This is a genomic window from Paenibacillus sp. FSL P2-0121 (assembly GCF_037975345.1).
GTDB lineage: Bacteria > Bacillota > Bacilli > Paenibacillales > Paenibacillaceae > Paenibacillus_AQ > Paenibacillus_AQ odorifer.
In genome coordinates this window covers 3592404-3605537 of record NZ_CP150245.1, presented here as the reverse complement: position 1 = coordinate 3605537, position 13134 = coordinate 3592404, and the positions used below count along the sequence as shown (strand labels likewise).

Here is a 13134-nt window from a genome sequence, read left to right as displayed (position 1 = left end):
ATGAATTTATCCGCAGCATATCAAAAACACCCTCATCCTAAATATCTCGTTCCTCATACTCAAAGGGTTCATCACATGAGTAAATTTCATGGAAAAATCCTACATATGGGATATCGTCTTCTAGACATTTTATACGATATGACAGCTCTTCATCGCATTCCGGGTCTTCACCATTGTTCCGCATTACCTCGAATGCATCAACGATGTTTTCCATGAGGGTTACTTGGATAAATAATGGCAATGTGTCTAACATCGAATCTTCGATCCTGGTCTCGGATCTGTAGCCATCAAGGACTGTTTTAAAATAATCATCCATAAACTTTTTGCGTTTATCAGTGTCTTGTTCAAATTGTATCCAGCCCACTCCAAGTGTCCAGAGATTTGCCAGGTCATACATATACCAACAAAAGCAGGAGTTATCGAAATCAAAAACAGTTATTTGCCCTGTATCAAAATCGATCATATAATTCCCATCGCAGTAATCAAAATGAACCATCCCAAAAGACTCGTGATTCCTGTCCATCCCTTCTAAGGTTGTTAAGAGATCTACCAGTTTCTCCTTCAAAAGAGATAACGAGTTAGGTATTAGCTTATCTATATAATCGGCATTGTATTTATCAAAAAAATCATACCGGGAATGGACAGGTGTATAACCCTTCGACAATTGATGCATTTTCCCAAGAACTTTGCCACAGTTATAATAGTATTCCGTAATAGGAACGCCTTCCCGATACTGATAATTATTTTCCGCGAGCATCCCCCCCTTGGCCTTTTCAAACAAGCAGACAAAAAAGGTATGATTATTAAGAGTTATCGTTTCCAGCAGATTCCCCTTCTGGGAGTTGACCACATTCGAAACACTGCCGCCATGCTCGTACAAATACCTGATATATTCCACTTCACCCAAAATATCTTCTCGGCTTCTGTCACTTAAGAAGGCAATTCTGATTATTTTTGCTTCAGAATCAGCTTTAGAACAGTTATATGCGACATTCCGTCCTCCTTCATGTGCATTGATAAGCCTGATTTCATAACCTTCCAATCCGTACAATTCCATCACTAATGGAAGTAAGTGTGTATCAGCGATTTTAATAACCTCGTTATAATTCAGAATATCTCTCCTCTCAACTTCTTCAATATATGGATAGTTTACCAGTTCCAGCTGATAAACTGGATGGAGAAAACAACTATAACTGAACTATCCTGCTTCATTAGGTCATCGTTCCTAGGTACACACGAATTAAAATATCTTGGTCATGGTTACCGAATCCAGCCCCATAAAGTGTCAAACCACCAACATTAACAGCCTTCTCGTCAACTGCGAACCGAAGCGTCCAGAATTGTTCCCGTAGCAAAATATCTGCGACAGTAATGTCCGACATCCTTTCTTCATCAATAAATGTGCCCGAAGTGTCAATGCGGAGCGTCTTCAATAACCCGTATTGATTTACATTCCGATGCCACCAATCCGGAGTATATATGCCTCGTGCCGCTCTTCCAAAGTCTGCCGGACTGGTCCAAGTTCCAAGCTTCACACCGTTAAAAAAGAACTCAATATCCGAAGGCCAATGATCTTTCAAGCCTGGCGCTTCAGAAGCAATTTCCATTGAAATCTCGATGGCCTCGGGCATTTGACCGGGAAGTAAGTAGTTAGGCGTTTTGTACTCTACGTAACCTCTCCCAAACCACAAAATGCCGGCGTTGACCCGCTCGGGATCGAGAAAATAGCGGGGATCGTCCCAAACCCCAATCTCTTTCTCTTGTGTCCCAAGACCACATGTAGGATGGACATCAAACGAGGTATAATGACCGACTGAAATGGTCTGCTCTCTGATCCTCGGAGTTTGAGTGGCAGTGGGGAGTTCGATTTCAACTCTTTTTTGTTTAAGGAAACACATTTTGTGCGTTCCTCCGTTTAGGCGTACCCTGTGGCTTCCTGTAAGTCCAGCTTGTTCGAGCTTTCGGATATGCATAGTAACTATGGAAGGGCTAAGCTCTAACTTAGCCGCGATCTCCTTCACATTCATTTCATTATCTGCAATGAGGCTCATAATCCTCCATCTGACTTCGCTTGCCAGCGCTTCATACAACGACATGAATTTTGCTTCGCCGTTTGCTTTGATCATCATCATAATCACCTGACCTGTGCTTATTGAAATTACATATATATTAATTTAATAAATATAACGTATATCTTCAACCCCGATTCATTGAAAACCTATAAGCAATAGTGTTTAATTTTCTTAGTAGTTAAATATATTGAATTCTTATTTATATGAATTAATTAATGAGGTGGAGAAATGAAATACAATAACCCGGTCATCAAAGGGTTTTATCCTGATCCCAGCGCATGTAAAGTTGAAGACACTTATTATTTGGTCTGCAGTTCCTTTCAGTATTTTCCCGGTGTTCCGATTTTTGAAAGCAAAGATTTAATTAATTGGACCCAAATCGGTCATTGCTTAACCCGAAAGAACCAGATTCAACTGGATACTGTGGATAGCTCCGGTGGTGTATTCGCCCCCACCCTGCGGTACAATAATGGACGATTCTACATGACGACCACTAATGACACTCTGCGCCAGAACTTCTATGTCTGGACTGACAATATTTACGGCGAATGGTCTGATCCGATTAATGTAGATCAAGGCGGTATTGATCCGGATTTGTATTTTGAAGACGGCAAAACGTATTTCATGAGTAATGGGACAGACGATTACGGAGTTAATGGTATAGTCCAATGTGAAATTGAAATTGAAACTGGGCAGAAGCTGTCGCCAAGCCGTTCAATCTGGCAAGGATCCGGTGGGCGTTATTTGGAGAGTCCTCATTTATACAAAATTAATGGACAATACTATCTACTAGCTGCTGAGGGTGGAACCGAATATGGGCATATGGTTACTTATGCAAGAGGCAATTCTCCTACTGGTCCATTCAAAGCCTACCCGCATAACCCCGTATTGACTAATCGAAATTTAGGCGGTTACGAGCTTCAGGGAGTTGGACATGGAGATTTGGTACAAGACCATGAGGGGGAGTGGTGGCTGTTACATCTCGGATTCCGGCAGACTGGCCAGTATCTTACCTATCACCATTTGGGGCGCGAGGTTTTTCTAACTCCGATTACCTTTGGCGAGGATGGATGGTTTACAGCAGGTCAGGAAGGTACCACACTTATAAGTTTCGAGACTGATCGTATTGCGGACACAGTCATTCAGCAGGAGAAAAGAGTCTTTACGTTCGAGAATACAGATTGGAATTTGGACTGGTGTTACCTGCGTCACCCGGTTACAGAAAATTATCGGTTAGAAGCTGATAAAATAAAGCTTAAAGGAACAGCAGTTACGTTAGATATCCCGGCTACTCCGACATTTATTGGTATACGTCAAAAAGATTTTAACGCAATTATTTCCTGCCAAGTCAGCCTTACGAATGGTGAAGCCGGAATTACACTTTACATGGACGAAAATCACCATTATGACTTGGCCTTGCGTAAACATCCAGAGGGTTATGAGATTATCGAACGGCTGAATATCGGAGATATCAAATCCATTGAAAAAACAAAAAATATAGGTCAGTGCAACCATGCTTCATTAGTTGTCAAAAGCAGTCCAACGCATTATCACTTTTATATCCAGGTAGACGGTACTGAGATCTTACTCGGAGCTGCGCAAACCAAATATCTATCCTCTGAAATAGCCGGAGGATTCACAGGTGTGCTTATTGGTTTGTACGCCACTGGAGAAGATCAAGATTATAATGCGATATTCACAAACTTTAGCTGCCTTTATTCTTAAACCTTCAAATTAGAATGAACTGTTCAAGGCTAAGGGTGTTCATATAAATAAAAGATGGCTTAACCCCTTAATTATGGTTAACCCATCTTTTATAAAAACCAACAAGATCCTAAGAAAATTAGATATCCAGCTTCCTGGTACTTAACGCTTTTACCATTACAGGATCTCTATGTGAAAAGAACAAACTCTCTTTTGTGTCTAACAGCGCAATTTGTTCTATATCCTCTGAGTTTAATTCAAAATCAAAGATATTAAAGTTTTCAATTATTCTTTCTTTCCGGACAGACTTTGGAATCACAACAACTCCTCTTTGCGTCAACCAGCGTAAAACCACTTGGGCAACAGATTTATTATATTTTTGAGCTATTGATACTAAAACTTCGTTCTGGAACATGTTGTTTTTACCTTCAGCAAATGGACCCCATGATTCAATCTGAACATTGTTTTCTTTCATGAATGCAGCACTTTCAATTTGTTGGCAGAAGGGATGTGTCTCAACTTGATTAACGGCAGGTGTTACTTCATTATGAATAATCAAATCAATCAGACGATCGTTCTGGAAGTTACTTACGCCAATCGCTCTGATTTTTCCTTCACGGTACAATTCCTCCAGCGCCCGCCAAGAACCATGCACATCGCCAAATGGCTGATGAATTAAATACAAATCCAAATAATCAAGATGCAATCTTGTAAGGGATTTTTCAAATGCTTCCTTTGTACGTTCGTATCCTGTATCTTGAACCCATAATTTCGTAGTAATAAATAGATCCTCTCTTGGTACTCCACTCCGTTTGAGGGCTCTTCCCACCGCTTCTTCGTTTAGGTATGAGGCTGCGGTATCTATCAGTCGATAACCTGACATGATCGCATCGTAAACAGCTTGTTCACATTCAGCTTCATTTTGAATTTGAAAAACCCCAAAACCAAGTATCGGCATTTCAACACCATTGTTCAAAATAACTTTTTGCATAAAAAATCCTCCTATTAGTTGATGATATAGCTCTATTTAAAAGTGTGAACTATCAATATCCATTTTAGACAAAGCTTCATTTAGACTATCTACATCTTCCTTTGTTAATTTGAGATCAGCTCCATATAGGTTTTCTTCTAATCTGTTTAATTTTGTAGTGCCTGGAATTGGAATGATATATGGTTTTTGAGCTAATTCCCACGCGAGTACGACTTGAGCTGGTGTTGCATTTTTACTTTTTGCAACTTGAGTAATTAAATCTAATAACACTTGATTATGATCAATCACATCAGGTTTGAATCTTCCCATGAAACTTCGATAGTCACCTTCATCATATTTGGTTTCCTTGGTATATTTACCACTTAAGAAACCATTTCCTAATGGACTGTAAGCGATAAAAGCAATTCCTAATTCTTCACAAAGTTCAAACAACTCTTTTTCCGGTTCACGCCACATCATGGAGTACTGATTTTGGGTTGCAGTAATCGAACATACAGCATTTGCTCGTTTCATATAATCAATCGGTGCATTTGAGACACCCCATGTATTAATCTTCCCTTCAGCTATTAAATCTTTCATTGTTTCAGCGACAGCTTCAGGTTCGACATTTGGATCCACTCGGTGCTGATAATATAAATCAATGCAATTGACCTTCAACCTTTTTAATGAACCTTCTATTTGTTCACGAATAGAATCTGGTGTGCTATTCAAAATAAGTTGAGGTTGACCGTCTACAGCTTCTTGTCCTAAAATTCCGAATTTAGTTGCAATCACAACTTGATCTCTTTGTGGTGCAAGGGCTTCGCCTACTAATTCCTCATTGGAATCTCCATAAAAAGCAGCAGTATCAAAGAAATTACATCCTAGTTCAACTGCTCTGCGAATTAATTTAACCATTTCATTACGATCTGCTGGCTTTCCATAGGCATGATCCATTCCCATACAGCCAAACCCTATTGCCGAAACTTCCAAGCCACTATTTCCTAATTTACGCATTTGCATCTGTGATCTTCCTTTCGCATGAAGTTCAGTCAAAGTTCAACGCTCGACGTAGTCTGCATTATTTTCAGCACGTTAATCCAGCTAAATTAGTTTGGGTACTATTTTAGTATGCAACAATTTTTCACAAAACAGATATCATAATAGTATTAAATCATTGCCTATTCCTCTCATTTCATTGAATCCTCCCTATGTATGAGTCACTTTATATCGACTACAAGGATTTCAAACCAAATCTTAAGATTAGATAAATATTGATTCTGCTCCCTTTAAAACAAATTCCCCACAGGTAATAATGGATACAAACCTACTATTGGAGTGAACAGTAATGATTAACATACTCGTTGTTGAAGATGATAAGCATGTAAGAAGACTTCTTGAAGCTGTTCTGAAACGCGAAGGATATGATGTTGTAACTGCTGAAGACGGAGTTAAAGCTTTGGAGGTCCTTGATTCACAGCATATTGATCTAATCATTCTGGATATCATGATGCCTAATATGGATGGTTATGAATTCGCCAAGGAAGTAAGAGATGCCGATAGCTTGGTCCCCATTCTTATGGCTACAGCAAAACAGCTGCCTGAAGATAAGAAAAAGGGGTTCCGGATTGGAACTGATGATTATATGACCAAACCCATTGATACCGAAGAAATGCTGCTCAGAATCCAAGCGCTGCTTCGCCGTTCACAAATCGCAAGTGCCCGTAAATTAGTAGTGGGTAAAGTGATCCTTGATTATGACGCATTGACAGTAACCCGGGAGGACGAGAAACAAACGCTTCCGCAAAAAGAATTCTATTTGTTGTATAAGTTGTTGTCCTATCCTGAACGGATTTTCACGCGCATCCAGCTTATGGACGAGATATGGGGCATGGAAAGTGAAAGTACGGATACAACCGTTAATGTGCATATCAATCGCCTGCGGAAACGGGTTGACGCTTATCCAGAGTTTGAACTGGTTTCCGTCAGAGGTCTTGGATACAAGGCGGTGCGAAGCCAGTGAGCAAAATAAGTAACAAGCTCAGCAACAGAATCAGCCTTCCCATCTATTTTTCTCTTATCATATTTTTCATCTTTCTTATTACCGTTGTGATTACAGGACTACTCTTCTTTCTCGCACAGGTTTTTGGTTTGTTGAACGAAGAGCTTGCCCAGGATGGATTCGTACTACCCATAATGGTATTAATCGCTTGTACAATTATCGGTACCACGATATCAGCCATCACAAGCCGGAAAATGGTAAAATCCATCCGGATATTTATAGAGGCCACAGAGCGTCTTGCCAGTGGTGACTTCTCCATGCGGCTCCAGCTCAAAAGCCCGCCAGAGTTTGAAATTCTATCAGAGAACTTTAACCGTATGGCTGAAGAGCTTGGGGGTATCGAAATTCTGCGAACTGATTTTGTAAACAATTTTTCCCATGAATTCAAAACACCGATTGTATCTATTAAAGGGTTTGCTGAAGTCTTAAAGAATGATGATCTTACTAAAGAGGAACGTGATGAATATCTAGATATTGTCATTGAGGAATCGACCAGACTTGCCTCCCTTGCTTCGAATGTACTGGAGCTGACGCAGGTTGAGACGCAAAAGATTCTGACAAACAAAATGCGGTTTAATGTTGGGGAACAAATTCGCCAGTCTGTGCTTTTACTGGCTGCCAAATTTGAGAAGAAGCACCTGAAGCTGAATGTTAATATTCAGGATTATGAACTCTCCGGCAATAAAGAGCTTTTAAATCAAGTTTGGTTAAATTTATTGGATAACGCGATCAAATTCACTCCTGAGCATGGTGAAATTGAAGTTAAGATGAAGAAAAACGAAGATAACCTGGTGATTCTAGTTCATGACTGCGGAAGCGGTATTCATCCTGAGGCTCTTCCCAAGATATTCGATAAATTTTATCAGCAGGATACTTCCCACTCGACTGCAGGCAATGGACTTGGATTAGCAATTGTTAAAAAAATCATTCATCTACACCATGGAACCATTTCTTGCGAAAGCATTCCATTACAAGGAACCACATTTACAGTTACGATTCCGATTGGAATGTAGTGCGAGCCCTGGAGAACCTCATCGTTCTTTCAGGGTTTTTTTATTTTTCAGAAAAGTTAACTTTCAGTTTATCTTCTTTCGTTATCATTTAAGCAACGCCACATAAAGGAGTCAGATGTATGGTAACTATACTTAAGTACTTAAAACCGAAGGAATGGGCCCTAATCGGTATCAGCATCCTATTCATTGTCACACAGGTATGGCTGGATCTGGAATTGCCCGGTTATATGAGCGAGATTACTCGTCTTGTACAGATACCAGGGAGTGAAATGAGCGAAATCATTGCAGCCGGAGGCTGGATGTTGCTCTGTGCCCTCGGCAGCTTAGCCACATCAATTATAGTGGCAGGGATCGCCGCAAAAATTGCCGCCAACTTCTCTTCAAGATTACGCTCCAAATTGTTTGATAAGGTACAGTCTTTCTCTATGGAAGAAATCAACAACTTCTCAACAGCTAGTTTAATTACCCGTTCAACAAATGACATTACACAAGTGCAAATGCTGATTGTCATCGGTCTGCAACTGCTGGTGAAGGCTCCCATCCTTGCCGTTTGGGCAATGCTCAAAATTACAGGCAAGAGTTGGCAGTGGTCGCTTGCTACCGGTGTCGCCATTGGGGTATTGATTCTTATTGTCGGCATAGTGATCGTGCTAGTGCTTCCGAAATTCCAAAAATTGCAGCAATTGACTGATAATCTTAATCGTGTTGCAAGAGAGAATCTTACCGGCCTTCGTGTCATTCGTGCGTATAATGCGGAAAGCTACCAGGAAGATAAATTTAGCGTAGCCAACAGCGAGCTTACCCGAACGAATTTATTCGCCAATAATGTACTGTCCATGATGATGCCAAGTATTTCTCTGATTATGAGCGGTTTAAGTCTCGCAATATATTGGATTGGTGCTATTTTGATTCAAAATGCCAATGGTACGGCGAAGATGGGCTTATTTTCAGATATGATTGTCTTCTCATCCTATGCGATGCAGGTGGTTATGGCATTCATGATGCTGATCATGATTTTTATCCTGATGCCTCGTGCCCATGTATCCGCTAAAAGAATCAATGAAGTGCTGGATACTAAGCCAAGCTTAGAGAACGGATCACTTACTTCCTCCAAGGCAAATCGGTTGGGTGAGGTCGAATTCAAAAATGTCAGCTTTAAATATCCGGATGCAGAAGAATACGTTATTGAAGATATCAGCTTTACGGTGAAAAAAGGAGAAACTGTAGCCTTCATCGGTTCAACCGGATGCGGAAAAAGTACCGTCGTGAACCTGATTCCTCGCTTTTATGATGCTACAGCAGGTGAAGTGTTGGTGGATGGTATTAATGTTAACCAATATGAGCAAACTGCACTGCGCAATAAAATGGGATATGTATCTCAGAGAGCGATTTTGTTTGGCGGCACGGTGAGCTCAAATGTTGCTTTTGGCGATAATGGCAGTGATCTGTCCTCTGATGTTGTTGATGCCATTTACACCTCTCAAGCTTCAGATTTTGTTGAAAAGATGGAAGGAAGCTACGAGGCTCATGTCTCTCAAGGCGGTACGAACTTGTCTGGCGGTCAAAAACAACGTCTTTCCATTGCCCGAGCCATTGCCCGTCGTCCTGAAATATTAATCTTCGACGATTCCTTCTCAGCGCTTGATTATAAGACGGATCGCAAATTGCGAAGTGAATTGAAGAAAAAATCCAGCGGTACAACGATACTAATCGTTGCTCAACGGATCGGTACAATCAAAGATGCAGACAAAATCATTGTACTGGAAGCCGGACGAATGGCAGGCATGGGAACACATGATGAATTGATGCAGACCTGTGACGTCTACCAAGAGATTGCTTACTCACAACTTTCAAAGGAGGAGCTAGCTTAATGAACAAAAGCAAAGAGCAACTCAACACGTGGAGCAAACTTCTCCACTATTGCAGAAAATATATCCCTGTAGTTCTTATAGCTATTATTAGTGCAGCAATCGGTACGGTTCTGACTCTGCTTGGACCGGATAAGCTTTCGGAGATGACAGACTTGATCACAGCCGGCCTCGTCACCGGAATTGATATGGAAGCAGTAACTTCTATCGGCCTTTTCCTTGTATTTATCTATATCCTTAGCGCTGTGTTATCTTTGGTACAAGGATTAATTATGTCCGCAGTTACGCAAAAGGTCTCCAAAAACTTAAGAGCCGATCTCTCACGCAAAATGAACAAACTTCCGATCTCTTATTATAATAATTCTACAACCGGTGACATCCTGTCCCGGGTTACCAACGATGTGGATACGATCGGGCAAGCTTTAAACCAAAGCGTCGGCACACTGGTAACTGCCCTTGCCCTCTTTACGGGATCCATCATCATGATGTTCAAAACAAATGTGATCATGACTATTACGGCGGTTGTTGCAACTATCATTGGCTTTGGCCTCATAGCGGCAATTATGAAAAAATCCCAAAAGTATTTTCAAAGTCAGCAAGAATACTTAGGGAAAATCAATGGCCATGTGGAGGAAGTATATACAGGACATACTGTAGTGAAAGCCTACAATGGTGAATCGCAAATGCGCAATACATTTGAATCCCTGAATATGAATCTTAAAGATAGTGCATTTAAAGCGCAGTTCCTCTCCGGTCTTATGATGCCGATTATGATGTTTATAGGCAATCTAGGTTTTGTGGCCGTTTGTGTAGTTGGTGCTGTACTTGCTATGAACGGAACGATATCCTTTGGGGTCATTGTAGCCTTTATACTGTATGTCCGTTACTTTACACAACCGCTCTCTCAGATTGCTCAAGCCGCACAAAGTCTGCAATCGGCTTCCGCGGCAAGCAAACGTGTCTTTGAGTTCCTCGATGCTGACGAAATGGACAATGAAAGTCATAAAGAAAGACATCTTAAAACTGCTGTGGGCAAAGTTGATTTTGAACATGTGCAATTTGCTTATGAAAATTCAGATAAACTTGTGATTAAAGATTTTTCTGCAGAGATTAAGCCTGGGCAAAAAATTGCTATAGTCGGCCCTACCGGCGCAGGTAAAACTACACTGATAAATCTTCTAATACGGTTTAATGAATTAAAGGGCGGAGAAATATATATTGATGATACCCCCATCAGCAGCTTAACAAGAGAAAACATCCATGATCTATTCTGTATGGTCTTGCAGGACACCTGGCTTTTTGAGGGCACTATCAGGGAAAATCTAGTGTACAACAAAACAGGTGTAACCGATAAAGAAGTTGAAGATGCTTGTAAGTCGGTAGGCTTGCATCATTTCATTCAGACCTTAAGTGCCGGTTATAATACCATACTAAATGACAAAGTTAATTTATCCACGGGCCAAAAGCAACAGCTTACGATCGCCCGCGCGATGCTCAAAAATGCACCAATGCTCATCCTCGATGAAGCTACAAGCTCAGTCGATACAAGAACAGAGCTCTTGATTCAGCAGGCAATGGATAAGCTCATGGAGGGAAGAACCTCTTTTGTTATTGCGCATAGACTCTCAACCATTAAGAACGCCGATGTGATTCTGGTTCTGAAGGAAGGCGATATCCTGGAAAGCGGCAGCCACGAAGAACTACTTGCCAAAAATGGTTTTTATGCGGAGCTTTATAATAGCCAATTCGACCAAGCCTCTTAAAGCCTAGTTGACACTGTGAATTAAATAACGAAAGTCAAAAGGACCTACTCATTGTTTTTATCCAGAACAATGAGTAGGTCCTTTATTTGCTATGAACACATATCATCTACTGGCAAGGAATTCATCAAGCTGTTTTTGCTTTTCAGCAATGACTTTATCTAGGCCAGCCGATTTTTGGGCGGCGATAAATTTCGGCAATTCTTTGTCCAGATCAACCGAGCCGGTCTCAAGCATCTTTTGATATTCTCTTAGAACGTTTGCTAGTGCTCCGACTTCGGATTTGACTGGCTCGCTGTCAAAGGTGAAGCCCAGTGCCGGCGATGATTTAGCGCCTTCGTTGAACTTTTTGAACTGCTCCCACTTGTCTGGAGCTTCCGAACTCCAGACATAGTTCAGGAATTGATTTCCCAGCTCCCAAGCGACGCCCGGTGCGTACTGTCCTGACTTCTCCGTCTGCGTCATAACATTACCATTAAGTGTAAAGTGTGTACCTTCAATACCGAAGTTAAGCAGATTAATAATTTCTTGATCTGTATGAAGCAGGTTAATCAGCATCATGGCGCGTTCCGGGTTCTTAGACGTTGATGAGATGGCTAACATGGCGCCGGTAGTCTCCGATGTGGCGACCGTTTTACCTGTTAAAGTAATTTGTGCAAGCTTGCCATCAAGTCCTGTCGCGGATGCGATTTCTTCTGCTTTGCCTGGCTTAAGAGGCTCTACAGTGGAAAATACATTGCCCGTCTTATAAGCATCAAGGGATGACGTTTGGGAAGTGGCCGCATCTTTGTTAAGATACCCCTTCTGGAAGAAATCACGGGTTACTTTTAATGCATTTAAGTATTGTGGATACTCTTCGGCCGGTTTGACTGTCGCTTCCGTGCCATTCTTATCGATAGCGCCAGGTATCGTCGTATCACCTAAAAAATCCAATTCCACAAAGGAGTGAGAGGCGAACGTGCCACCCGTTGTATACAGCGGATACATGGTTGGCTTCTTCTCTTTAACGATCTTATAAACGGCATCTAAATCTTCGATTTTTTGCACTTTACTCATGTCGATGCCGAGTTCATCGGCAATGTCCTTCCGGTACACAATGCCCCCTGACGATGCCAATTCTTTATTCGTAGGGACTGCATAATTTTTGCCGCCGATTTTGGAGCCATCGAGAAAAGCTGGATCCAAGCTATCCTTAATGCCCTGGCCATACTGATCGAGCAAGGGACCGAGATCTAAGTAAGCACCTTTGGCAACGTTCTTTGCATACCCGTTCCATGAGGCTGTAAATAGAATGTCTACGGGCTCTCGAGAAGCGATGATGAGGTTAGTCTTATCATCCCATGCTCCCCAATCGATTGGTGCGATATCTACCGTCGCGTTGATTTTTTCGGTCAAGATCTTGTTCAGCGCTTCCTCGACGATAGCCTCGTCCGCCTGTGGAGCTCCTTCGTAGACCAGCTTTATTTTATAAGGCTCCAGCTTCGAGGGCTCATTGGATGTGTTATCAGTGGTTGAGTTCGCTGATGAGCTCGGTGCGGCGCTTTCTTTTCCGGCATTATCTGGTGTAGCGTTGTTCGAGTTGTTTGAATTGCCGCAAGCCGTAGTGGCTAATGCTGAAATAAGCATCAGTGTGAGAAGCAGTGAAGCCTTGCTTTTCGTATCCTTCATTTTCAAGTAATCCCCCC

The 13134-nt window shown here is 41.5% G+C and carries 10 protein-coding genes; 5 read left to right on the top strand and 5 right to left on the bottom strand.

The annotated features are described in order from the left end of the window. Positions 1–37 precede the first annotated feature (37 nt). On the bottom strand, positions 38–1057 hold the full coding sequence (locus MKY54_RS15950) for a phosphotransferase (RefSeq protein WP_339187027.1): 1020 nt from the start codon (positions 1055–1057) through the stop codon (positions 38–40). 154 nt (positions 1058–1211) lie between these two features. Beyond that, positions 1212–2126: an ArsR family transcriptional regulator gene (locus MKY54_RS15945; RefSeq protein ID WP_339187026.1), complete on the bottom strand. Its 915-nt coding sequence runs from the start codon at positions 2124–2126 to the stop codon at positions 1212–1214. A 174-nt stretch (positions 2127–2300) separates the two neighbouring features. Here MKY54_RS15945 and MKY54_RS15940 point away from each other — a divergent pair, with 174 nt between their 5' ends. Further along, positions 2301–3797 (top strand): glycoside hydrolase family 43 protein, encoded by a 1497-nt coding sequence (locus MKY54_RS15940; protein ID WP_339187024.1) that lies wholly within the window; start codon positions 2301–2303, stop codon positions 3795–3797. Between the two features lie 118 nt (positions 3798–3915). Here the strand turns inward: MKY54_RS15940 and MKY54_RS15935 are convergent, their stop codons facing one another. Together MKY54_RS15935 and MKY54_RS15930 are read right to left on the bottom strand one after the other, a co-directional pair. Beyond that, positions 3916–4767, bottom strand: a complete 852-nt coding sequence (locus tag MKY54_RS15935) for an aldo/keto reductase (RefSeq protein WP_312149071.1) — start codon at positions 4765–4767, stop codon at positions 3916–3918. A gap of 36 nt (positions 4768–4803) precedes the next feature. Then, positions 4804–5769, bottom strand: coding sequence for an aldo/keto reductase (locus MKY54_RS15930; RefSeq protein WP_076307838.1), 966 nt, complete (start codon positions 5767–5769; stop codon positions 4804–4806). Between the two features lie 325 nt (positions 5770–6094). Between MKY54_RS15930 and MKY54_RS15925 the strand changes: the two genes are divergently transcribed. The 4 genes from MKY54_RS15925 to MKY54_RS15910 all read left to right on the top strand — a co-directional run bounded on the left by MKY54_RS15925 (position 6095) and on the right by MKY54_RS15910 (position 11452). Then, positions 6095–6769, top strand: coding sequence for a response regulator transcription factor (locus MKY54_RS15925; RefSeq protein WP_076278084.1), 675 nt, complete (start codon positions 6095–6097; stop codon positions 6767–6769). Further along, entirely contained in the window at positions 6766–7821 is a 1056-nt protein-coding gene (locus MKY54_RS15920) for a HAMP domain-containing sensor histidine kinase (protein ID WP_081383288.1), read from the top strand. Before MKY54_RS15925 ends, MKY54_RS15920 begins: the two co-directional genes overlap by 4 nt. Positions 7822–7940: 119 nt before the next feature. Next, on the top strand, positions 7941–9692 hold the full coding sequence (locus MKY54_RS15915) for an ABC transporter ATP-binding protein (protein WP_339187020.1): 1752 nt from the start codon (positions 7941–7943) through the stop codon (positions 9690–9692). Continuing rightward, the gene (locus MKY54_RS15910) at positions 9692–11452 is read left to right on the top strand and encodes an ABC transporter ATP-binding protein (RefSeq protein ID WP_036677200.1); all 1761 of its coding nucleotides are present in this window, start codon (positions 9692–9694) and stop codon (positions 11450–11452) included. Before MKY54_RS15915 ends, MKY54_RS15910 begins: the two co-directional genes overlap by 1 nt. A 102-nt stretch (positions 11453–11554) precedes the next feature. Here MKY54_RS15910 and MKY54_RS15905 read toward each other — a convergent pair whose 3' ends face one another. Continuing rightward, a complete protein-coding gene (locus MKY54_RS15905; RefSeq protein WP_076130604.1) occupies positions 11555–13117 on the bottom strand; it encodes an ABC transporter substrate-binding protein in 1563 nt (520 codons plus the stop codon). Positions 13118–13134: the final 17 nt, after the last annotated feature.

What these genes read in the sequence shown, in the direction of transcription:
- MKY54_RS15950 (WP_339187027.1), bottom strand. Translation starts at nt 1,057, where the DNA reads ATGGAATTGTACGGATTGGAAGGTTATGAAATCAGGCTTATCAATGCA.
- MKY54_RS15945 (WP_339187026.1), bottom strand. Translation starts at nt 2,126, where the DNA reads ATGATCAAAGCAAACGGCGAAGCAAAATTCATGTCGTTGTATGAAGCG.
- MKY54_RS15940 (WP_339187024.1), top strand. Translation starts at nt 2,301, where the DNA reads ATGAAATACAATAACCCGGTCATCAAAGGGTTTTATCCTGATCCCAGC.
- MKY54_RS15935 (WP_312149071.1), bottom strand. Translation starts at nt 4,767, where the DNA reads ATGCAAAAAGTTATTTTGAACAATGGTGTTGAAATGCCGATACTTGGT.
- MKY54_RS15930 (WP_076307838.1), bottom strand. Translation starts at nt 5,769, where the DNA reads ATGCAAATGCGTAAATTAGGAAATAGTGGCTTGGAAGTTTCGGCAATA.
- MKY54_RS15925 (WP_076278084.1), top strand. Translation starts at nt 6,095, where the DNA reads ATGATTAACATACTCGTTGTTGAAGATGATAAGCATGTAAGAAGACTT.
- MKY54_RS15915 (WP_339187020.1), top strand. Translation starts at nt 7,941, where the DNA reads ATGGTAACTATACTTAAGTACTTAAAACCGAAGGAATGGGCCCTAATC.
- MKY54_RS15910 (WP_036677200.1), top strand. Translation starts at nt 9,692, where the DNA reads ATGAACAAAAGCAAAGAGCAACTCAACACGTGGAGCAAACTTCTCCAC.
- MKY54_RS15905 (WP_076130604.1), bottom strand. Translation starts at nt 13,117, where the DNA reads ATGAAGGATACGAAAAGCAAGGCTTCACTGCTTCTCACACTGATGCTT.